Source organism: Lentzea jiangxiensis (assembly GCF_900104175.1).
In the GTDB taxonomy this organism is placed as follows: Bacteria; Actinomycetota; Actinomycetes; order Mycobacteriales; family Pseudonocardiaceae; genus Lentzea; species Lentzea jiangxiensis.
The window spans coordinates 53,461-74,041 of the sequence record NZ_FNIX01000005.1; the positions used below are offsets into that span (position 1 = coordinate 53,461).

General features: G+C 69.6%; 19 protein-coding genes. 6 read left to right on the forward strand and 13 right to left on the reverse strand.

Going from position 1 to position 20,581, the window contains the following annotated elements; genetic code table 11:
* Window positions 1-74 precede the first annotated feature (74 nt).
* Window positions 75-1,721, forward strand: a complete 1,647-nt coding sequence (locus BLQ91_RS16980; protein ID WP_090097844.1) for a glutamate--tRNA ligase — start codon at window positions 75-77, stop codon at window positions 1,719-1,721.
* Between the two features lie 432 nt (window positions 1,722-2,153).
* Complete coding sequence (locus tag BLQ91_RS16985; protein WP_090097845.1) at window positions 2,154-4,757, forward strand: glycoside hydrolase family 3 protein; 2,604 nt, start codon at window positions 2,154-2,156, stop codon at window positions 4,755-4,757.
* A gap of 138 nt (window positions 4,758-4,895) precedes the next feature.
* Here the strand turns inward: BLQ91_RS16985 and BLQ91_RS16990 are convergent, their stop codons facing one another.
* Genes BLQ91_RS16990 through BLQ91_RS17010 form a run of 5 tightly spaced genes read right to left on the reverse strand, consistent with a single transcriptional unit; the run spans window position 4,896 to window position 8,678 of the window.
* Entirely contained in the window at window positions 4,896-5,501 is a 606-nt protein-coding gene (locus BLQ91_RS16990) for a YigZ family protein (RefSeq protein WP_090097846.1), read from the reverse strand.
* Window positions 5,498-6,562: an ATP-dependent DNA ligase gene (locus BLQ91_RS16995; protein WP_090097847.1), complete on the reverse strand. Its 1,065-nt coding sequence runs from the start codon at window positions 6,560-6,562 to the stop codon at window positions 5,498-5,500. Before BLQ91_RS16995 ends, BLQ91_RS16990 begins: the two co-directional genes overlap by 4 nt.
* 15 nt (window positions 6,563-6,577) lie before the next feature.
* Entirely contained in the window at window positions 6,578-7,687 is a 1,110-nt protein-coding gene (locus BLQ91_RS17000) for an MAB_1171c family putative transporter (RefSeq protein WP_090097848.1), read from the reverse strand.
* 1 nt (window position 7,688) lies between these two features.
* Window positions 7,689-8,201, reverse strand: a complete 513-nt coding sequence (locus BLQ91_RS17005; protein WP_090097849.1) for an ImmA/IrrE family metallo-endopeptidase — start codon at window positions 8,199-8,201, stop codon at window positions 7,689-7,691.
* 3 nt (window positions 8,202-8,204) lie between these two features.
* Window positions 8,205-8,678 (reverse strand): helix-turn-helix domain-containing protein, encoded by a 474-nt coding sequence (locus BLQ91_RS17010; RefSeq protein WP_236219790.1) that lies wholly within the window; start codon window positions 8,676-8,678, stop codon window positions 8,205-8,207.
* Between the two features lie 163 nt (window positions 8,679-8,841).
* Here BLQ91_RS17010 and BLQ91_RS17015 point away from each other — a divergent pair, with 163 nt between their 5' ends.
* Window positions 8,842-9,219, forward strand: a complete 378-nt coding sequence (locus tag BLQ91_RS17015) for a hypothetical protein (protein WP_090097850.1) — start codon at window positions 8,842-8,844, stop codon at window positions 9,217-9,219.
* Here the strand turns inward: BLQ91_RS17015 and BLQ91_RS17020 are convergent.
* Together BLQ91_RS17020 and BLQ91_RS17025 are read right to left on the reverse strand one after the other, a co-directional pair.
* Window positions 9,198-10,418 (reverse strand): ThuA domain-containing protein, encoded by a 1,221-nt coding sequence (locus tag BLQ91_RS17020; protein ID WP_090097851.1) that lies wholly within the window; start codon window positions 10,416-10,418, stop codon window positions 9,198-9,200. The two genes, BLQ91_RS17015 and BLQ91_RS17020, sit on opposite strands and share 22 nt — an antisense overlap.
* A gap of 80 nt (window positions 10,419-10,498) precedes the next feature.
* Window positions 10,499-11,353 carry a lytic polysaccharide monooxygenase auxiliary activity family 9 protein gene (locus tag BLQ91_RS17025; RefSeq protein WP_090097852.1) on the reverse strand — a complete coding sequence of 285 codons (855 nt, stop codon included), beginning with the start codon at window positions 11,351-11,353 and terminating at the stop codon, window positions 10,499-10,501.
* A 62-nt stretch (window positions 11,354-11,415) separates the two neighbouring features.
* On the opposite strand from BLQ91_RS17025, the gene ilvA reads away from it, so the two are divergent.
* Window positions 11,416-12,651 (forward strand): threonine ammonia-lyase IlvA, encoded by a 1,236-nt coding sequence (gene ilvA / locus BLQ91_RS17030; protein WP_090097853.1) that lies wholly within the window; start codon window positions 11,416-11,418, stop codon window positions 12,649-12,651.
* Between the two features lie 202 nt (window positions 12,652-12,853).
* Here the strand turns inward: ilvA and BLQ91_RS17035 are convergent, their stop codons facing one another.
* The gene (locus BLQ91_RS17035) at window positions 12,854-13,498 is read right to left on the reverse strand and encodes a DUF4360 domain-containing protein (RefSeq protein WP_090097854.1); all 645 of its coding nucleotides are present in this window, start codon (window positions 13,496-13,498) and stop codon (window positions 12,854-12,856) included.
* Window positions 13,499-13,556: 58 nt separating this feature from the next.
* Window positions 13,557-14,180 carry a DUF4360 domain-containing protein gene (locus BLQ91_RS17040; RefSeq protein ID WP_090097855.1) on the reverse strand — a complete coding sequence of 208 codons (624 nt, stop codon included), beginning with the start codon at window positions 14,178-14,180 and terminating at the stop codon, window positions 13,557-13,559.
* Between the two features lie 308 nt (window positions 14,181-14,488).
* On the opposite strand from BLQ91_RS17040, the gene BLQ91_RS17045 reads away from it, so the two are divergent.
* Window positions 14,489-14,734 (forward strand): mycoredoxin, encoded by a 246-nt coding sequence (locus tag BLQ91_RS17045; protein WP_089919660.1) that lies wholly within the window; start codon window positions 14,489-14,491, stop codon window positions 14,732-14,734.
* Here BLQ91_RS17045 and BLQ91_RS17050 read toward each other — a convergent pair.
* From BLQ91_RS17050 to BLQ91_RS17065, 4 genes are all read right to left on the reverse strand, one after another.
* Window positions 14,731-15,222 carry a DinB family protein gene (locus tag BLQ91_RS17050; protein WP_090097856.1) on the reverse strand — a complete coding sequence of 164 codons (492 nt, stop codon included), beginning with the start codon at window positions 15,220-15,222 and terminating at the stop codon, window positions 14,731-14,733. The two genes, BLQ91_RS17045 and BLQ91_RS17050, sit on opposite strands and share 4 nt — an antisense overlap.
* A 53-nt stretch (window positions 15,223-15,275) precedes the next feature.
* Window positions 15,276-16,301, reverse strand: coding sequence for a glycoside hydrolase family 19 protein (locus BLQ91_RS17055; RefSeq protein ID WP_090097857.1), 1,026 nt, complete (start codon window positions 16,299-16,301; stop codon window positions 15,276-15,278).
* A 133-nt stretch (window positions 16,302-16,434) separates the two neighbouring features.
* The gene (locus BLQ91_RS17060; protein WP_090097858.1) at window positions 16,435-16,629 is read right to left on the reverse strand and encodes a hypothetical protein; all 195 of its coding nucleotides are present in this window, start codon (window positions 16,627-16,629) and stop codon (window positions 16,435-16,437) included.
* Window positions 16,630-16,712: 83 nt separating this feature from the next.
* Window positions 16,713-17,096, reverse strand: coding sequence for a VOC family protein (locus tag BLQ91_RS17065; protein WP_090097859.1), 384 nt, complete (start codon window positions 17,094-17,096; stop codon window positions 16,713-16,715).
* A 139-nt stretch (window positions 17,097-17,235) separates the two neighbouring features.
* On the opposite strand from BLQ91_RS17065, the gene BLQ91_RS17070 reads away from it, so the two are divergent.
* Window positions 17,236-20,430: a GH92 family glycosyl hydrolase gene (locus BLQ91_RS17070; protein WP_090097860.1), complete on the forward strand. Its 3,195-nt coding sequence runs from the start codon at window positions 17,236-17,238 to the stop codon at window positions 20,428-20,430.
* The last annotated feature ends 151 nt before the right edge of the window (window positions 20,431-20,581 follow it).

Sequence of the window (20,581 nt, forward strand, 5' to 3'; positions counted from 1 at the left end):
CAGTGGCTTTCCCCGGCCGTCGGCATTGATAACCTGGGAGGACTTCCTTTCCCCGGTTTTGGAGACCCTCAGCGATGCTCGACCGTGCCGTCGTCGACGCCCTGTTCCCCTCGGACCTGCCCGAGCCGTCCCACTGGGAGGAGCAGTACCCGCCCCGCGGCCTGGGCGACGACGCGAAGGTCACCCGCCTCGGCCCGTCGCCGACCGGCTTCCTGCACATCGGCGGCCTGTACGTCGGCATGATCGACCGCGACGTCGCGTCCCACTCCGGTGGCTCGTACATCGTGCGCGTCGAGGACACCGACCAGGCGCGTGAGGTCGAGGGCGCCGTCGAGCAGTTCACCAGGGCGTTCGCCTACTTCGGCATCGAGCCCGACGAGGCCGACGCCGTCGGCTCGTACGGCCCGTACCACCAGTCGCAGCGCGAGCAGATCTACCTGACGTACGTGCGCGAGCTGCTCCGCCAGGACAAGGCGTACCTCTGCTTCGCGACGAAGGAAGAGCTCGCGGACATCACCGCCCGCCAGCAGGCCACGAAGCTCCCCACCGGCTACTACGGCCGCTGGGCGATCTGGCGCGACAAGACGGCCGAGGACGTCGCCGAGGCGCTCGAGGCGGGCCGTCCGTACGTCGTCCGCTTCCGCTCGCCGGGCAAGGCGGGGGAGCGCACGAAGTTCGTCGACGCGATCCGCGGCCAGCTGGAGCACGAGGCCAACCGCAACGACGTCGTCATCCTCAAGGCGTCCGACCAGTCGCCGCGCCTGCCCACGTACCACTTCGCGCACGCCGTCGACGACCACCTGATGCGCGTGAACCTGGTGATCCGCGGCGAGGAGTGGATCTCCTCGGTGCCGACCCACCTGCAGCTCTTCGACGCCCTGGGCTTCGAGCGCGTCGAGTACGCCCACATCGCGCCGCTGATGAAGCAGCAGGGCGGCTCCCGCCGCAAGCTCTCGAAGCGCAAGGACCCCGAGGCCTCCGTCGAGTTCTTCATCGAGGCGGGCTTCCCGGCCGAGGCCGTGCGGTACTACATGCGCGGCCTGGTGAACGCCCGCCTGGCCGAGCTCCCGCTGGCCGAGGCCCTGCAGGCCCCGATCTCGCTCGCCGAGTGCGGCGTGGCCGGCCCCCTGGTCGACCTCGTGAAGCTCGACGACATCTGCGCCGACCACGTGGCCACCCTCTCCGGCGAGGAGATCATCTCCCGCGTCTCGGAGTGGGCGCGGACCTACGACCCGGAGCTCGTCGCGGTCCTCACGACCGAGCGCGACGCCGCCCTCGCCGCCCTGCGGGTGGAGCGGGGCCCGGAGGTCGCGAACCCGCGCAAGGACCTCCGCAAGTGGTCCGACTTCCGCACGGCCTACGGCTTCTTCTTCCCGTCGCTCTTCCCGCTGGTCTCCGACCGCGCCGACGAGCGCCTCGGCGGCCTGTCCCCGGACCTGATCGCCGCTTTCGCCTCCGACTTCGCCGACGGCTACGCCGACCTCGAGGACGGCCAGGAGTGGTTCGGCCAGATCCGCGAACTCGCCACCAAGCACGGCTTCGCGCCGAACCCCAAGGAGTACAAGAAGAACCCGGACGCCTACCCGGGCTCCATCCGCGAGGCCGCACAGCTGATCCGCGTCGCCCTGACGGGCTCGAAGGCCAGCCCGGACCTGCACGCCGTGGCCCGCACCCTCGGTGCCGACGAGGTCCTGCGCCGAGTGCGCGCCCTCGCGGCCTGACCACGTCCGCGACGGCCCCCGGCTCCGCACGGAGCCGGGGGCCGTCGCTCATCCGCGCCACGTCTTCTCATCGGGCACGCATGTTTCCCGCCCTGACGGAGGAAACCCTGGACGGCGTCGCCGTTCGCATCGACGAACTGGGTGACGGGCGGAATGGTCTTCCGCCGAACCGACGAGCCGGTCTTCCCCGAGGCCGTCCGGCCACACGGCTCTGACCAGCGGCTGACCGTCCGCTGCGACAGGAACCGGCCGATGCGAGCCGATCCGCCCAGCCGCACACGTGCCCGCTCACCCCCACCCCGCACCCAGCCACCAAAACCGCACACGACCGAACAAGCCCGACAAGGGAACTTGCTCCTGAAGGGTTCCGGAACAAAGTCGTGAGAGCGTTCCCATTGACGCGGGCGTAACACGCCGTTGAGGATCGGCGGCATGCAATGGAGAAGCACTCTCGCCGCAGTGCTGGGGCTGACGCTCGCCGCCAGCGCGACCTCGGCCGCTGTCGCGCAGGAAGCGCAGCGGCACGGACCGAAGCAGACGGTCATCGGGCAGCCCAAGACCGAGCACGGGTGCGCCCGCATCGAGAAGTCCCTGCCCGCGCTGAAGGACTGGCCGAAGGTCGAGAGCCAGCTCAAGGGCGACCGCAAGGACGAGGCCCGCATCAAGGCGATCCTCAAAGACATGACGCTGGCCGAGAAGGTCGGCCAGATGACGCAGCCCGAGATCGCCGCGATCACCGCGGAGGACGTCAAGACCTACGGGTTCGGCTCCGTGCTCAACGGCGGCGGCAGCTTCCCCGGCGGCAACAAGCGCGCCACGCCGCAGGACTGGCTCGCGCTGGCCGACGCCTACTTCGAGGCCTCGAAGCAGTCGCGCACCAAGATCCCCGTCATCTGGGGCATCGACGCGGTGCACGGCAACAACAACGTCTTCGGCTCGACGGTGTTCCCGCACAACATCGGTCTCGGCGCGGCGCACGACCCGTGCCTGGTCCGCGACATCAGCGCCGCGACCGCCGAGCAGATCCGGGCCACGGGCCAGGACTGGGCGTTCGCGCCGACGCTCGCGGTCGTCGAGGACGACCGGTGGGGCCGCACCTACGAGGGCTTCTCCGAGGACCCGCGGATCACCCGCGCCTACGGCTACGAGGCCGTCAAGGGCCTGCAGGACAACGCGAAGAAGCGCATCGGCGAGGACGGCGTGATCGCCACCGCCAAGCACTTCCTCGGTGACGGCGGCACGATCGGTGGCAAGGACCAGGGCGTCAACCCGTCCAGCGAGCAGAAGATGATCAACGTGCACGGCCAGGGCTACTACGGTGCCCTCGCCGCCGGTGCGCAGACGGTGATGATCTCGTTCAACAGCTGGACGAACGACGTCATCAACGAGGGCAAGGTGCACGGCAGCAAGTACGTGCAGACCGGCATCCTCAAGGAGAAGATGGGCTTCGACGGCCTGCTCGTCTCCGACTGGAACGGCATCGGCCAGGTCACCGGCTGCACCAACTCCAGCTGTGCGCAGGCCATCAACGCCGGCATGGACATCATCATGGTGCCGAACGACTGGAAGGCGTTCATCAGCAACACGATCGCCCAGGTCGAGGCCGGCGAGATCTCGATGGCCCGCATCGACGACGCCGTCACCCGCATCCTGCGCGTCAAGCTGCGCGCCGGTGTGTTCGAGGCCCCCAAGCCCTCGCTGCGCGAGCACGCGGGTGAGCAGAAGGCGCTGCTGCACAAGGAACTCGCCCGCGAGGCCGTGCGCGAGTCCGCCGTGCTGCTGAAGAACAACAAGCGCGTGCTGCCGCTCTCCAAGCGCAGCAAGGTCCTCGTGGTCGGCAAGAGCGCCGACAACATCTCGAACCAGACGGGTGGCTGGACGCTGTCCTGGCAGGGCACCGGCAACACCAACGCCGACTTCCCGAACGCCACCAGCATCCTCAAGGGCATCCAGGACACCCTGGGCGCCGCCAACGTCACGTTCGCCGAGACCGCGGACGGCGTCGACCCGGCGCAGTTCGACGCCGTCATCGCCGTCATCGGTGAGACGCCGTACGCGGAGGGCGTGGGCGACCTCGGCAAGCGGTCGTTCGAGGCCGCCCGCCTGCAGCCGCAGGACCTCGCCGTGCTCGACAAGGTCTCGGGCAAGGGCAAGCCGGTCATCACCGTCTACGTCGGTGGCCGCGCGCTCCACATGAACAAGGAGCTCAACCGCTCCGACGCGTTCGTGGCCGCCTGGCTGCCGGGCACCGAGGGCCAGGGCATCGCGGACCTGCTGATCAAGGGCCGCCACAACGGCTTCAGCGGCAAGCTGTCCTACTCGTGGCCGGCCGAGGCCTGCCCGGCGCTGCCCGGTGAGCCCGCCAAGAAGCCGCTGTTCCAGCTCGGCTACGGCCTGCGCGACTGGCAGACCGGCAACGTCGGCACGCTCGACGAGACCAGCCCCGGTGCCCTGTGCTCCGGTGGTGGCGGCGGCACGGCGACCGACGACCTGGAGATCTTCAACCGCACCGACGTCGCGCCGTACCAGAGCATGATCGGTTCGGCGGAGAACTGGGGCGGCACCGCGGTCGGCCCCGACGGCCAGGCCTCGCACGCCGAGATCAACGTCGTGCAGTCCGACGTCAACGTCCAGCAGGACGCGCTCAAGACGACGTGGACCGGCACCGGCCCCGCCCAGGTGTACCTGCAGAGCCCCGCGCCCAGCGACCTGCGCGGCTACGGCAACGCCAACGCGGCCATCCAGTTCGACGTGATCGTGCACCAGGCACCGGCCAACCGCACGGTCATCAGCACGCACTGCGTGTACCCGTGCCTGGCGGAGATCGACGCCACGCAGGCGTTCCGCAACCTGCCGATCGGGCAGAAGGCGACCGTCAAGGTGCCGGTCTCCTGCTTCACCGACAAGGGGCTGGACCTGGAGCTCGTCAACACGCCGTTCCTCGTCTACACGGACGGCGCGTTCCAGGCCTCGTTCGCGAACGTGCGGTGGGTGCCCAAGGCGGGCGCTGATCCGGACGTCGTTCCCTGCGCGTGAGCACCACCCCGACGAGCCCCGCCGGCACCCAGCCGGCGGGGCTCGTTCTCATACGGGCTTCCAGCAGGCACTCCGGGCTTCCGGTGGCGCACGACCGGATGCGTCCGCCATCCGGTCGAGGACGGCCAGGACCCGGTTCTAGTCGGCGACGTCGAGGTCCACGGGCTCGCCCCTGATGGCGGTCACCGCACCGCCCGTCTGAGCGGCGAGCCAGACCTCGAAACCGTCCGGGTCCTTCGTGAGAACGGTGAAAGTGACGTCACGACCGTAGTCCGTGTCGGCGACGTGGTACCCGGCCGCGCGCAACGCGTTCTCCAGCTTTCCCGCCTGATCGTGCTCCACGGCCAGAAGGACGCTCTCGTGCCGTTCGCGGGTGAGCGTGCCCAACGAGTCGATGGCCTCCGACACGGCCCGTCCGTAGGCCCGGACCAGGCCACCGGCGCCCAGCTTGATCCCGCCGTAGTAGCGGGTGACGACGACCGCGGTGTCGACCAGGTCGCGCCGCGTCAGCACCTCCAGCATCGGCACACCGGCGGTCCCGGCGGGTTCGCCGTCGTCGGACGAGCGCTGCGTGTCCGCCGTCCGGAACGCCGTGCAGTTGTGCGTGGCCTGCCAGTGCTCCTTGCGCACGCGGGCGAAGAACTCCGAGGCCTCCGCGTCGGAGGTGACGCGGGCGACGTGGCACAGGAACCGCGACCGCTGGATCTCGATCTCGTGCGTGCCGTTCCGCCTGATCACCTTCACGACTCGATTGTCCGCCGCCTCTCCGCCTCGCCGAACAGGGCGTCCAGCTCAGCGGGCGGCACCTCCTCGAGCTGCTCGTACGTGCACTCGGCGGGCTCCTTGTCGGGGCGGAACCGCACCAGGCGCGCCGTGTGCCGGAACCGTCCGCCCTGCACGTGCTCGTACCGCACCTCGGCGACCCGGCTCGGTTCCAGGAGCACGACCTGGAGCTGCTTGCCGGGGTTCCACCGGCTGTTCATGCCGGGACCCTCGTACGTCGCCCACGTGCTCCACGGGTGCTCGGAGGGGTTGCGCAGCGGTGCGAGCTCCTCGACCAGCTCCCGCCGCCGGACCGCGGTGAAGCTGCTGGCCACGCCCACGTTGTGCAGCTCGCCGTCGCGGTAGAGCCCGAGCACCAGCGACCCGACCGACTCGCCGTCCTTGTGCAGCCGGTAGCCCGCGACCACGCAGTCGGCCGTCCGCTCGTGCTTCACCTTGAACATCACGCGCTTGTCGGGCTCGTAGACGCCGTCCAGGGCCTTGACCACCACCCCGTCGAACCCGGCGCCCTCGAACCGCGTGAACCAGTCCCGCGCCACGTCCGGGTCCGCCGTGGACGGTGTCAGGTAGAAGCCCGGGACCTCGGTGACGGCGTCCTCGAGCATCGTGCGGCGTTCGGCGAGCGGGAGCCCGCCGACGTCGGCGTCGCCCAGGGCCAGCAGGTCGAACGCCACGAAGCTCGCCGGCGTCTCCACGGACAGCTTCCGGACGCGCGAGGCCGCGGGGTGCAGCCGCAGCTGCAGCGTGTCGAACGACAGGCCGGACGGCGTGACCAGCACGATCTCGCCGTCGACCACGCACCGCGGCGGCAGCGCCCGCTTGAGCAGCTCGACGACCTCGGGGAAGTAGCGGGTGAGCGGCTTGTCGTTGCGCGAGCCCAGCTCGACCTCGTCACCGTCGCGGAACACGATGCAGCGGAAGCCGTCCCACTTGGGCTCGTAGGCGAGGCCGTCCCCGCGCGGCAGCTCGGGCACGGACTTCGCGAGCATCGGCTTCACCGGCGGCATCACGGGCAGGTCCACGGAGGGACCATAAGCTCAGCGCAGGGACACCGCGAGCTTTTCGAGCTCCCGCACGTCCGCGTCCATGCCGTCGTCCTCGGGGATCGCGAGCGCGATGGGCCGCCGCATGGTCACCGCACCCGTGCGGCGCGTCTCCAGCCCGGCCCGCAGCCGTTCGGACAACGGCAGCTCCTCCGGCGTCTCGGCGACGTACGGGCTGATCCGCACCAGGCCGTCGCGGCACTCGATCACGCGCCGGTAGTAGCGCCGGTGCACGCCCCGCAGCGAGAACGCGTCCCGCCGCGACGGCACGCGGTGCAGGGCGTCCTCGGGGAACGACTCGTGCAGCAGCCTCCACAGTGGAGCCAGGCGGTGATAGGCGCGCAGGTGGCGCAGCCACAGCCGCGTGGCGGCGATCCGCATCGCGACGATCGGGTAGATGACGCCGACGACGCAGAACAGCACACCCGGCAGCAGGAACCACACCGCGGTGGTCAGCAGCCAGCGGGGGAGCGGCTCGCCGAAGTAGCGGGAGACGTTCGACGCCACGAAGATCGCGTCGGCGGGCACCAGCAGCGCGAGGCCGGTCGAGGTGATCAGCAGGCCCCGGCGCAACCTCGGCTCGGCGCCGCGGGCGTAGCGCCGCGACCACACGAACATCGTGGCGAAGCCGTAGAGCAGGAACCCGTTGCCCAGCGCGTAGAACACCGTGATCGCGAGGACCCCGGTCGGTCCGCCGCCGAGCGAGTTCGGCACGCGGGCCGCCGCCACGCGCAGGTCGTCCGGGATCGCGAGCACCGCCCACGTCATCACGCTGATGCACAGCGCCAACGGCACGAGCTGCAGCAACGCCTGGCGCTTCGCCCTCGCGTCGTCGAGCGCGGAGAAGATGAAGAAGCAGATCAGGCCGTACACACCGATCTGCAGCATCGCGTGCTGGATGAGCTGGCAGACCATCGGGTCGAGCCCGAGGAACCACCGCCCGCTCGCCGCGGCTCGCCCGAACGGGTAGCCGACGGCCCACCCGGCGACCAGGCCCGTCACCGACCGCAGCCGGGGGTCGCGCGGGCGGCGGACCAGCAGGTACAGCGTCACCGCGAGCGCGGAGAACGCGACGATGCCCTGGGTCTCCTTCAGGTACTCCACGTCAGAGCCACCCCAGCCGGTCGGCGAGCGAGGACGACATGCGCCGGGCGGGGCCCTCCGAGGCCCGCGGCGCCACCTTGTCGAGCACCGACGCCCACTCCAGGATGATCGTCGCCACCGTCTCGGCTTCGCGTTCGTGCTCGGAGTCGTAGGAGGTGCGCCGCAACGCCCTGCGCACCGCGTCCGGCGCGAGGTCCGGGTAGAGGCCCGTGAGCAGGTCGTCGTCCTGCTCGTCGCTCGTGTGACCGGCCAGCAGGTGCCCCAGCTCGTGCAGGATGATGTGGTTCTGGTGCGCCTTCGACGTCTCCTGCTGGTACAGGATGTAGTCGGCCTTGGCGGTGGCGATCCACACGCCGTACGGGCCGGGCACCGGGATCGGGTGGGCGATCAGCCGGATCGGCCTGCCGCGCTGGTCACCGACCCGGCGGCAGAGCTCCGAGACGTCGAGCGGTGGCTGGATGTCGAGTTCGTTCAGCAGGCGGCGGCACCGCCTGCGCAGATCGCGTTCTGCCACGGGTCATCCCTCGCCGCGCTCGGCCTGTTCCTGTCGGTAGACGACGTCGAGCAGCTCCATGACGAGGCGGCGGCGGTCCGGTGACAGCTCGCCCGCCCGCATCGCCATGAGCTGTGCGTCGCTGCCCGAGGTGAGTTCGTTCAGACGAGACTGCTCGTCCTGCAACGACTTCAGCTGCTCGTCGACGCGGTCGGTGACCTCGTCGTCGAAGAAGTAGCTCACGGGCACACCGAAGAAGCCTGCCAGTGCCTGCAGGTGCTTGAACGTCGGGTTGTCCTTCTTGCCCTTGCGCAGCTGCCAGATGTAGCTCTGGGAGATGGTGACGCCGGTGCCGGCGATCGCGGCCGCGACCTGCTCGTTGCTGTACTCCTGGCCGGAGCGGGCGGTGTGACGTGCGAAGAGGTGGTTGAGCCTGTCCGCCAGGGACCGTTCCCCCGCCATCGCCTGGCCCTCCGTCGCGCTTGCCGTGGTCTCCACTCAAGAAAATGAAGACCTGGAATGTGGATTTTCGCCAGTTGAAACTCCGCTCCTGCCCAACATAGACTCCCATCCGTGCCCGTCTCAACCGCGGAGGGTCTCCGCGCGACCGGGCACAGTCATGGCAGTCCACCCGCTCACCAGGCCGCGGAGGGTTCGGGACATGGCACTGGCTGAACGACAGGAAGCCTTCCACCGGGCCGTGGTCGACGTCGTCTACGAGACCATGGACCAGCTCGCCCGGACGGAGTCGCCCCACGAGGTCTTCGAACTGCGCGAGCGCCTTCGTGACGCGCTGCCGTGGTGGCGGGGGCTGCTGCGGGTGCACGAGCCGAACGAGCGGCACCGCTGCAAGTCGTGCCGTGCCTGGTACGGGCGCCACCGCGCGTGGCCGTGCCCGGTGTGGCGGGACGCGGTGCAGGCGCTGCACCAGCTCAACGACATGTACGGCTTCCTGGGCGCGTCCGACCCGGCCTCCTGGACCGGGAGACCGGGCGAACGCGTGGTCGTGACCGGGCCTCAGGCCAGCCGGAACGACTGAGCCGCCGACCCGTCGCAGGTCGCCTGGACCAGCTGCACGCCGTCGGCGCCGCTCGCCGGGGCGGAGAGGCACTTGCCGGAGTGCCGTGCCGTCAGCGTCGAGTGGCCGTCGGCACCCGTGGTGACCCGCCACTGCTGGTTGGCTCCGCCGACGTAGTCCCACAGGTGGACGCCGGCACCGTCCGCGGTGGACACGTCGCTCACGTCGAGCACCTTGGCCGGGCTGTTGCGGTACTCGAGCCGGGAGTAGCCGTCGGTGGTCGCCACCGCGCGGAAGCTCTGCGCAGTGGTGCCGTTGCAGGTGTACTGCTGGACGACCGTGCCGTTGCCGGTGCCCGCCGCCCGCGCGTCGACGCACTTGCCGTTGCCGCGGTTGGTGGCGGTCTTCCACCCGTCCTGCGGCGGCGGGGTGCCGCCGCCCAGCCAGAGCAGGCTGTCGACCAGGAAGTCGTTCTGCGCGGGACTCGCGAACGTCGACGACTTCGGCACGTTGTTGACGTAGTCCATCGCGTTGTGGCCGAAGTTCGCGTAGATCATCTTGAAGTTCCGGTTGGCCCACATGATCGGGTAGTATCCGCTGCGCCACTGCTGGTCCGGGTCGGTGCCGAGCGGGAAGCTCGACGGGTCGACGCTCGCCAGGACCTGGATGTCCGGGTTCGTGCGCAGGTCACGCGACCAGCTGTACCACTCGCTGACCGACGAGGTGAAGCGCTCCGGCAGGCGCAGGGTCGAGGGGTGCGTCCGGTTCTCCACCTTCAGCACCGCGGTGGTCGGTTCCCAGGTGTTGCCGACGAAGTTCCCCTTGCCCAGCAGCGTGTTGTGGTACCAGGGCCACTCGTTCGCGTTCTGCGTGAACGCGCTCACGTGGAAGCCGAAGAACGCGCCGCCCTGCTCCACGTACCGCTGGAACCCGGCGCGTGCGGAGGCTCCGGTGGGCGCGTCGTCGAGGAAGACGACGACCTGCGCCTGGGCCGGGGTGAGGGTGCTCAGGCGGTTCCAGTCCCGTGTCGCCTCGTAGGTGAAGCCGTTCTCCTGACCGGCACGGGTGAGCCACGGGTTCGCCTCGTTCACGAACGCGACGTGCGCCGCGTCGAACGTGCCGTTGTAGAACGCCAGCACCTTGAACGGGGCCGCCTGAGCCGGTGCCGGGACGAGTGTCGCGGCGAGCATCGCCAGCGACACCAACAGTTTTCGAGCCATTCACGCACACCTTCGTCTCGCGGGTTGCGCGCCCGGAGATCAGCGTAGGCAAGGTCTGGACCTGTTGGGGACCGGGACGTTCACAGAATTCTTCTGCGCCACAACATGGTTCCGCCGAGCACCACGAGACCGCCCAGCGCGGCCACCACGGCCGAGAGACCGAGGCGCGTTGCGCTCGAGGGAGGGTGGCCGGCGCTCGACGCGACAGGAACGGGGCTCGGGATGCTCGACCGCGGTGCGGACGGCGTGGGGGACGCGCTCACCGGGGCCCGCGCCGTGGCCGGGGCACTGGTCGCCGGGGCGGGCTGGGCCACGGGAGCGGGAGCCACCTGCGCCGCCGGTGCGGCGATTTCCACGTCCGTGCACGAGTAGTAGGTGTCGGGCGTGTCCGTGTTCTGCCAGACCGTGTAGATCAGGTGGCGGCCGGTCCGGTTCTCCGGCAGCCGCACCCGGAACTCGTAGGAACCGTTCACGAGCGGGGGACCGGGCACGGTGAGGAACCGCTCCAGGTCCGCCCACCGCAGCGGCCGGGCGGGCGAGTACCCGTCGCGCGTGACGTAGAAGCGGAACGACCCCCGGTGGGGGATCGTCGCCCGGTAGGTGAAGGCGGTGCTCCCGAGCTTCGTCGCGGGCCAGGCGGCCGACGGCACGTCGAGCCCGGCGTACCTCGGCAGGCCCGCGCTGCACAGCTTGCCGTCGGGGACCATCGCCGCGTCACGCCCCCGGACGTCCGCCAGACGGATGTTGTCCCACTCCTCGGACGGCAACCCCGCCGCGACGGCGCCGCGGCAGAGCGGGGATGATGCTGTGGGCTGACCTGGCGAACACAGGAACGCCCTGCTCGCGGGATCGGTCGGCGCGCCATGAGCGTGCGCGGGCGCCCCGGAGACCAGCACGAGCAGCGTCAGCACGCCCACAAGGCGAAACACGGGCACCGCCCCCTTCCTTCCAGGAGTACGCGTGCCAGACCCGAGTCGTTCACGGAAGATGTGTTGTCATGTCCTTCGCTGATGAGGTGTCCGCGGCCGCAGCCCGGCTCGGTGGAGTCGCCCGCACCACGCCGCTCGAGGTGAACCAGCGCTTGTCCGAGCGCACCGGCGCGCGGGTGTGGTTCAAGCGCGAGGACCTCCAGGTCGGCCGCTCCTACAAGCTGCGCGGCGCGTTCAACCTGCTCTGCCAGACCGAGTTCGCGTTCGGCGGCGCCGTCTGCGCCTCCGCGGGCAACCACGGCCAGGGCATGGCCTACGCGTGCCGCCGCCTCGGCATCGAGGGCCGCGTGCACGTCCCGCGCACCACCCCGCGCCAGAAGCGCGACCGCATCGCCGCCCTCGGCCAGGGCATGGTCCAGCTGATCGTCGACGGCGACACCTACGACGACGCGGCGGCCCTCGCCAAGGAGTACGCGCAGGCCACGGGCGCGACCCTGGTCCCCGCCTTCGACGACCCGCGCACGGTCGCGGGCCAGGGCACCGTCGGCCTGGAGATCGTCCAGCAGCTCGGCGGCGCCCCCGACGTCGTCGTGGTGCCCGTCGGCGGTGGAGGCCTGCTCTCCGGCGTCGGCACCTGGTTCCGGGAGCGCTTCCCGCGCACCCGCATCATCGGCGTCGAACCGGCCGGCGCCGCGAGCATGATCGCCGCTGTCCACGCGGGCGGCCCCGTGACGCTGCCCGAGGTGGACTCGTTCGTCGACGGCGCCGCGGTCCGCCGCGCGGGCGACGTCACGTTCCCGATGGTGCGCGACAGCGGCGCCGAACTGCTCACCGTCACCGAGGGCGCCGTCTGCACCGAGATGCTCGAGCTGTACCAGATCGACGGCATCATCGCCGAGCCCGCGGGCGCCCTGGCCTCGGCCGCGCTGCTGGAGGAGATCTCCGTCGCGCCCGACTCGACCGTGGTGTGCCTGCTCTCCGGCGGCAACAACGACGTCTCCCGCTACGCCGAGATCGTCGAGCGCTCGATGATCCACCGGGGCCTCAAGCACTGGTTCCTCGTCGAGTTCCCGCAGGAGCCCGGCGCGCTGCGGCGGTTCCTCGACGACGTGCTCGGCAAGGACGACGACATCGTGCGGTTCGAGTACGTCAAGCGCGACAACCGGGAGACCGGCGCCGCGCTGGTGTGCATCGAGCTCGGCCGTCGCGAGGACTACGACCTGCTGTGGGGGCGGATGAAGGAGTCCCCGCTCAGGATCCAGCACGTGGAGCCGGGGTCGACGGCGTACCGCTTCCTGATCTAGGCGGTGTCGACGCGGTGCAGCACCGCGCCGGTCGCGACGTCGACGATCTCGACCAGATGAGCCGAGCGCTGCACCGCCACCCACGGCAGTTCGTGGTGGCGCAACACCAGGCCGCGTCCACGACGGGCTCGGAGCCGATCGTCCCAGGACGAGGGCGTGCCGGGCACCCCGTTCGCGGAATGCCCGGCACCTGGCGGGGTGACTACGGCCTCGCGGGGGGACAGACCTTCCAGGCGAAGTGGTAGGTCGTCTCGATCGACCCGTCCGTCGAGTCCATCGAGATGAAGCTGGTCAGCTTCTTGTCGGAGGTGCCGGCCATGACCCGCAGCTCCGTGTTGATGTTGAAGTTCCGCTTCTCGCCGCACGGGTGGTAGACGATGGCGGCCACGTCGGTCGTGTCCGTCGCCTGCCAGTCGTCGCTGAACGGGCCGCGGTAGTTGTGCTGCTTGTACTCGGTCTGCGACATGCCCTGGAAGTAGTAGTTCGCGCGTTCCAGGGCCGTGGCGCCGCGTTCGAGGTGCGCGAAGCCGCGGTAGTCGGTCGACGAGATGCCGTAGGTGAAGCCGGACGGCACGTTGACGCGCAGGTTCAGCTGGCAGTTCTTGCGGAAGTCGGTCGGCAGGGCCTGGGGTCCGACCTGCGCCATGAACTCGCTGTAGGTGACGGTGAACGCCTTGTTGTCCGGGCTGACGGCGACGGCGGCGGTTCCGGCCCGGCAGCCCGATCCGTTGATCGTCACGACGTCGATGGTGATGTGGTCCGGCGGCGGGGTGTCGCCGGGGGCGCCGCCGGGCGGGATGATGATCGTCGACATCGCGAGTGCGGCCGCGGCCAGTGTCGTGAGCATGGGGCACCTTTCCGTCTGGGGGTCAACGCTGAACGGGCGGCGGCGATCGGTGCCGGGGTCAGCAGCGCTTCCAGGAGAACTGGTACTTCGTGCTCACGCTGTTGTCGGTGGAATCCATCGTCATGAAGCTGTTCGCCTTCGACGCGGTTCCCGCATTCACGCGCAGTTCCGTGTTGATGTTCAGGTGGCGGACCTCACCGCACGGCGCGTAGACGATTTCCGACACCTGCGCGCGATCGGTGGCCTGCCAGTTGTCGCTCTTCGGGCCGTTGAACGTGTGGGTGCGGCTCGCGCCCTGCGACATGCCCTGGAAGTAGTAGTTGCCTCTTTCCGTCCCTGTGGCGCCCTGCTGCAGGTGGGCGAAACCGCGGTAGTCGGCCTGGGCGATGCCGAACGTGAAGCCCTGCGGGTAGCTCACCCTGATGTTGAGCTGGCAGTTCTTGCGGAAGTCGGTGGGGCCGGAGCCCTGTCCGGCCTGCGCGAGGTACTGGCTGTACGTGACCGTGAACGCCGTGCGGTCGTCCGCGGCCGCGACCGCCGCGGTGCCGGCGGGACAACCGGAACCGTTCACGGTGACGACGTCGATCGTCACGAAGTCGGGGACATCGGGTGCTGCGTGGGCGGCAGGCGCGGTCAGGACCGCGGACAGCGCGAGGGCAACAGCCGCCACCGTTTTCAGCATGGCCAGCCTTTCTTTTGTGCGGTGCGGTAGCGGCGGCGGAATGCAGACGATAGCGGAAACCCTTCGCGGTGACGGGCCGCCGAATGGGTGACCGAATTGTGTGGTGGTCACAACTCGAATGCACGGCGAAATGCGCGGCCGAAATTCTCGGACGCGCGGGAACCATGCTGGCCCGAGGCGCGCGGAATTGACCTGACGATTGCCTGACGATTGCCTGACGATCGGGGCTGGCGGGCCCCGGGAAGAACCGCGCGCGGCGGTGCGTTGACACCGGTGACACCGTCCGACCCCGACGAGGAGTGCGCCTGATGGCTCCCGACCAGCTGACCGTCTACTCGACCTCGTGGTGCGGCTACTGCCGCATCCTGAAGAGCTCGCTCGACCGGGAAGGCATCGAGTACGTCGAGATCAACATCGAGGAGACGCCGGGAGCGGCCGACTTCGTGATGAGCGTGAACGGCGGCAACCGCACGGTGCCGACCGTCCACTTCCCGAACGGCGCGGCGCTCACCAACCCGTCGCTGGCGCAGGTCAAGGAACAGCTCGCGGCCTAGGACTCGCGAAGGGACGCGGTCGTCGACTGACCGTCGAGCGTCTCCCGGATGATGTCCGCGTGGCCCGCGTGCTGCGCGGTCTCCCGGATCAGGTGCAGCACGACCATGCGGATCGACATGGGCTGCGGGTCCGCGTCCCACGGCGCGGACGGCAGCGGGACGAGCTTGTCGAGCGAGGCGGTGCGCACGGCCTCATCGGTCGCGCGCACCGCCTCGTCGTACGACGCGAGCAGTTCCTCGAAGTCCGTGCCCGTCCAGGTGTACTGGTCGGAGTCCAGCATCCCGGGCGGCGGGAGGGGCTGCTCGGTCAGGATGTGGGTCCAGCTGCGCTCACACCGGGTGAGGTGCTTGAGCAACCCACCCAGCGTGAGCTCGCTGGCCGTCGCGCGCTTCACCGCGTCGGCCGCGGTGAGCCCCCGCATCGTGATGCGGAAGGTCCGGCGCTGGTCGTTCAGTTCGTGCAGCAGGTCGTTGAGCTCCATGGTCATGCAGTGAAGCAATGACCGGACCAGGACCGCTCGAGTCCTGGTCCGGCCGACCACTAGCAGTAGAGGTTGCCGCCGGGGGTCACACCGATGATGCCCGCGATCTGCTGGTACTTCGAGACGCGGCTCTGGACCTGCGCCGGGTTGCGGCCGTCGCACTCCAGGGAACCGTTGATGCTGCGGATGGTCTGGCCGAAGCCGGCGCTGTTGACCATCGCGGCGTGTGCGGTCATCGAGCCGGGACCGTTCTGCGTGGTCCAGTACCAGAGGGCCGTCTGCCACGAGATCGAGGCGTTCTCCGCCACCCATTGCGGGTTCTCCAGCAGGTTGAGGCCGAGGGCGTTGCCCGCCGTGTAGTAGTTGAAGTTCCACGACAGCTGGATCGGGCCGCGACCGTAGTAGGCGTACGTGCCTCGGGGGCAGCCGTAGGGCTTGCTCTCGTCGCAGAGGTCGTTGTTCTTGTTGATCTCTTCGATGTGGACGAGGCCACCGGTCTCGTGGGAGGCGTTCGCGAGGAATGCGGCGGCTTCCTGCTTCTTCACCGTGTCGCTACCGGTCTTCGCGAAGGCCGGAAACTTCTTCATCGCGTCGACAAGGCCCTGGTAGGTGTAGAAGCTGTTGCGACCTGGGAACATCTGGTTGAACTGGGCTTCGCTGACGACGAAGTCGCCGCCACCGCCGCCTCCGCCACCGCCGCAGTTGTGCGGCTCCCAGAACCACGTGGAGACCGTCGGGTCGTAACCGGGGTTGTCGTGCTCGGCGATGTAGTGGGAACCGTTGTAGCGCACGATGTTGCCGGTGTAGTACTGCCGTCCGGCGACCCAGTCGGTGGCGCTGGTGCAGGTGCCGCCGCCGCCACCTCCGCCGCCGTCACAGCTCGTCGGCTCCCAGTACCAGGTCGAGACCGTCGGGCTGTAGCCCGGGTTGTCGTGCTCGGCGACGTAGTACCTGCCTTCGAACCTCACGATCGAGCCGGTGGTGTACCACTGACCCTGGACCCAGTCCGTGGAGGTGCAGGCCTGCGCGGACACTTCTGCCTGTGAGGACGCGGTCGGTGCGATGACGGCCAGGGAAGCCGCCATCACCCCTGCCGCGAGAGACGCCAAGATGCGTTTTTTCAGCAAGGTCACCCACTCCTGGAGTCTGTTGCATCCGAGGAATCAAGGATGTGAACAATGCTGAGGTTGGCAGCATTGGTTCAGACCAGTCAAGGGTCTAGACCTGTTTTGTCGCGTCGGCAGTACGGCCGCTGTGGAACCTGTTGCGGGACAGAACACGCGCTTCGCTGACGATGTACGGCGCCGTCGTCGTCGGCGGGACGAGCGTGACCACGTCGATCAACGCGCCGATCAGCGCGGCGGCGCGAGTTCCGGCCGCGGGGACCAGCTCCTCGGAGCCCCTGCATGCCACTGCGTGTTACCGCTCTCACGGTGGCAGGCAAGGGCTCCGAGCACAAGAACTGGTCCATACCTCCAGATGCGTGAACCGGTTCGTCAGGCGCCGGACCCGTACGGACGCGTGATGATCTCCAGGGCGTGACCGTCCGGGTCGTCCCAGTAGACGCCGCGGCCACCGTCGTTGCGGTTGATCTGCCCCGGCTGGCTGTGGAACGGATCGGCCCAGTAGTCGAGGCCGCGCTCCCGGATGCGTCCGAAGATCTCGTCGAACTCCTCCTCGGACACGAGGAACGCGTAGTGCTGCCCGGTGATGGGGCCGCGGCTGGTCGCGTAGTCGAGGGAGACGCCGTTCGCGACCTCGACGACGAGGAACGGGCCGTAGCGCACCGGGTCCGGCAGGCCGAGCAGTTCGGTCAGGAAGCGGGCGGAGCGGTTCTGGTCGCTGGCGTGGACGATGGTGTGGTTGAGCTGTGCGGGCATGACACCTGCTTACCGCAGGTGCCCTCGCTGCGGCCACGGTTGACAAAACAGGACAGGAACCGGCGGCACCGCGGCGAAAACACGCATCGCCGACCTCAGACGGTGTCGGCGCGGCGATGAACGGGCGATACTGCCCTTCATGCGGACACTGGTTGTAGTCGGGCTGTTACTAGGGTTGACGGTCCCCGCGCAGGCGGCTCAGGCGGACGAGGACCCCTCGTCCCTGGTGAACCCCTTCGTGGGGACGCAGAACTTCGGCAACACCTTCCCGGGCGCCTCGGTGCCGTTCGGAATGGTCCAGGTCAGTCCCGACACGGGTGGTCAGGGCGGGTACGACTACAAGGCCACCTCCCTCTACGGCTTCTCGCAGACCCACCTGTCGGGCGTGGGGTGCGGCGTCATGGGCGAGCTGCCGGTGATGCCCACTGTCGGGTCTGTTGACAACGTTGACATCAACGGCTACAAGTCCGACTTCAGCCATTCGGACGAAGCCGCGCAGCCCGGCTACTACCGCGTCGGGCTGTCCCGCTACGGCGTGAACGCCGAGCTCACGGCGACTCAGCGGACCGGCTGGCAGCGCTACACGTTCCCGGCGTCGGGGGCGGCCAACGTCCTGTTCAACACCGGCCGTTCCAACCAGACGGTGCTCGACTCGGAGATCCACGTCGTCGGCGACAGGACGATCGAGGGCCGGGTGCGCAACGGCCGGTTCTGCGCGGGCAAGGACGAGCACACCGTGTACTTCACGGCCTCGTTCGACCGCCCGTTCGCGTCCTTCGGTTCGTGGCGGGGCAACGTTCCCACTCCGGGGTCGCGGGACGCCGCCGGAACGGGCGGGAACGGTGCGTGGGTGACGTTCGACGCCACCGCAGACCGCGATGTCGTGCTGAAGCTCGGCCTGTCCTACACGGGCATCGAGGGCGCGCGGAAGAACCTCGCGGCCGAGGCGCCCTCCTACGACTTCGACGGCACGGTGGCCGCGGCGAAGGACGTCTGGAAGAAGCAGCTCGACGCCGTGCGGGTGTCCGGCGGGCCGCGGGACCGGCAGGTCGCGTTCTACACCGCGCTCTACCACTCGGTGCTGCACCCGAACCTCGCCGGTGACGTCGACGGCAGGTACACGGGCTTCGACGGCAAGGTGCGCACGGCGTCGGGCTACACGCCGTACCAGAACTTCTCGCTGTGGGACACTTACCGGCCGCAGAACCAGTTGCTGCAGATCCTCGAACCGCGTGTCGCGCGCGACGTCGCGCTGTCCGTCGTGGCCAGTGGCCGAGACGGCGGGTGGCTGCCGCGCTGGGCGCTCGCGTCGTCCGAGACGAACATCATGACCGGTGACCCGGTCACGCCGTTCCTCGTCGAGGCCTGGTCGAAGGGGCTGCTGAAGGGGTACGAGGAGGAGACCTACCAGCTCCTGCGCAGGAACGCGACGTCGTTGCCCCCCGCCGCATCCCCGTACAACGGCCGTTCCGGCGTCACCTACTACGCCGATCGCGGGTACATCCCGTCCGGTCTCGAACTGGGCGAGGACTGCGCGCACAAGGGCGGTGACAACGACTGCGTGCACCCGGCCTCCGCGACCCTCGAGTACTCGGCCGCCGACGCGTCGCTCGCGCTGATGGCCGAGGGGCTCGGCAAGAAGGCGGACGCGCGGATGTTCGCGGACCGCGGCCAGTGGTACCGCAACCTCTGGGACTCCTCGATCGGCCAGTTCCGCCCGCGCACGGCCGCCGGCACCTGGCTGGCGCCGTACAACCCGGTCGACGCCTCGCACCAGTTCCACGAGGGCGGCGCGTACCAGTACCAGTGGCTGGTGCCGCAGGACCCGGCCGGGCTGGTGTCGCTGATGGGCGGCCGAAAGGAGACCGAGAAGCGCCTCGACTCGTTCTTCGCCTACGACAAGCTGCTCGCCGACCCCGCCGGCACCGCGCGGCGTGACTGGATCACCGAGCCGTACGACTACTACGGCAAGCCGACCTACAACCCGAACAACGAACCCGACCTGCTCGCGCCGTACATGTACCTGTGGGCGGGCACGCCGTCGAAGACCGCGACGGTCGTGCGGGCGGCCATGACGCTGTTCACGACCGGCCCGGACGGCATGACCGGCAACGACGACCTGGGCACGATGTCGGCCTGGTACGTCTTCTCGTCGCTGGGGCTCTACCCGACGTTCAACGGCGCGGACTTCCTCGCCCTGTCGTCACCGCAGTTCGAGTCCGCGACCGTCCGAATCGGACAGCACGGCTCGCAGGGCGGCACGCTGAGCGTGACGGCGAAGGGCGTGTCGGACACCAACCGGTACATCAAGAGCGTGTCGTTCGGCGGCCGCGACGTCCGCAAGACCTACCTGACGTGGTCGTCGTTGCAGCGCGGCGGCAAGCTGACCCACGAGGTGTCGTCGAAGCCCTCGTCGTGGGGCACGGGACGCTCGGACGAGCCGCCGTCGCTCAACGACGGCAACCAGGACTCGCGCCGGGCCCTGTCCGCGTCGCTGCGCAACACCGAGATCGTGCTGCCGGCCTCGGACTCCCCGCAGTCGCTGACGGTGCAGCTCGACGTGCTGGCCCAGTCGCCGGGCGCCACCTCGGTGCGGCCCGCCGTGACGGCACCCGCCGGGTGGGAGGTGAACGGCGCCAAGCCGTTCGTCATCGTGTCGCGGCACCTGCCGGCGCAGAAGACGGTGCCGCTGACGTTCACGGTGCCCGCGGGCGTGGCGCCGGGGTCGTACGAGGTCTCGGTGCAGGTCGAGTCGATCGCGCTGAAGGCGGTGGTCGAGGTCAAACCGGCCGCCCTGTGCGCGCTCTCGACGTGCTCGGTGGACGTCACGCCGGAGCTCAACCACGACGGCACGGCCACGGTCGCGGACTCCGCCGCGGGCGACTTCGACGGCGGCGGCTGGAGCTACGACGCCGCCCTGCTGCCCCCGGCCGGCCCCGTGACGTGGGGCGGCATCACCTACCAGGCGCCGGACCCGACCGGTACGGCGCCGAACTTCGTGGAGGCGAGGGGCCAGGGGCTGCTGCTGCCCAGCGGACAGCACTCGTGGCTGCACGTCGTGGGCTCGTCGCACAACGGGCCGGTGTCCGCCGCGTTCACCGTCTGGTACACCGACGGCACCTCGGCCGAGGTCGCCGCGTCGGTGCCGGACTGGGCGGGCGGCGGCCCGGCGGTCCTGGAGATGCCGCACCGCATCAAGGCGGGACAGGGCGTCGACGGGCCACCGGTCCGGCTGTTCGGCCAGTCGCTGAGGCTGGACGCGTCGAAGACGGTCCGCTCGGTGACGCTGCCCGACGACCCGCGGGTGGAGCTGTACGCGCTGACGCTCGCCTGATCCGAGCCGGTCGGGGTGTCCCGCGGGTCCACCGTTCCGCGGGCACCTCGACCAGTCGGCGCAGCGCCATGCGGAGGACGACCTCGAGGGCGCGCACCGGCAGAAGAGGAAGAAGAAGCTTACCCCGGTGGTGTTGATGTGGAGCCCGAAC

Excerpts from the sequence above, each read along its gene's own strand:
- BLQ91_RS16985 (WP_090097845.1), top strand. The coding sequence starts at position 2,154 with ATGCAATGGAGAAGCACTCTCGCCGCAGTGCTGGGGCTGACGCTCGCC.
- BLQ91_RS17050 (WP_090097856.1), bottom strand. The coding sequence starts at position 15,222 with ATGACCATGGAGCTCAACGACCTGCTGCACGAACTGAACGACCAGCGC.
- BLQ91_RS17040 (WP_090097855.1), bottom strand. The coding sequence starts at position 14,180 with ATGCTGAAAACGGTGGCGGCTGTTGCCCTCGCGCTGTCCGCGGTCCTG.
- BLQ91_RS17045 (WP_089919660.1), top strand. The coding sequence starts at position 14,489 with ATGGCTCCCGACCAGCTGACCGTCTACTCGACCTCGTGGTGCGGCTAC.
- BLQ91_RS17035 (WP_090097854.1), bottom strand. The coding sequence starts at position 13,498 with ATGCTCACGACACTGGCCGCGGCCGCACTCGCGATGTCGACGATCATC.
- BLQ91_RS17015 (WP_090097850.1), top strand. The coding sequence starts at position 8,842 with ATGGCACTGGCTGAACGACAGGAAGCCTTCCACCGGGCCGTGGTCGAC.
- BLQ91_RS17020 (WP_090097851.1), bottom strand. The coding sequence starts at position 10,418 with ATGGCTCGAAAACTGTTGGTGTCGCTGGCGATGCTCGCCGCGACACTC.
- BLQ91_RS17070 (WP_090097860.1), top strand. The coding sequence starts at position 17,236 with ATGCGGACACTGGTTGTAGTCGGGCTGTTACTAGGGTTGACGGTCCCC.
- BLQ91_RS16980 (WP_090097844.1), top strand. The coding sequence starts at position 75 with ATGCTCGACCGTGCCGTCGTCGACGCCCTGTTCCCCTCGGACCTGCCC.
- ilvA (WP_090097853.1), top strand. The coding sequence starts at position 11,416 with ATGTCCTTCGCTGATGAGGTGTCCGCGGCCGCAGCCCGGCTCGGTGGA.
- BLQ91_RS17065 (WP_090097859.1), bottom strand. The coding sequence starts at position 17,096 with ATGCCCGCACAGCTCAACCACACCATCGTCCACGCCAGCGACCAGAAC.
- BLQ91_RS17055 (WP_090097857.1), bottom strand. The coding sequence starts at position 16,301 with ATGGCGGCTTCCCTGGCCGTCATCGCACCGACCGCGTCCTCACAGGCA.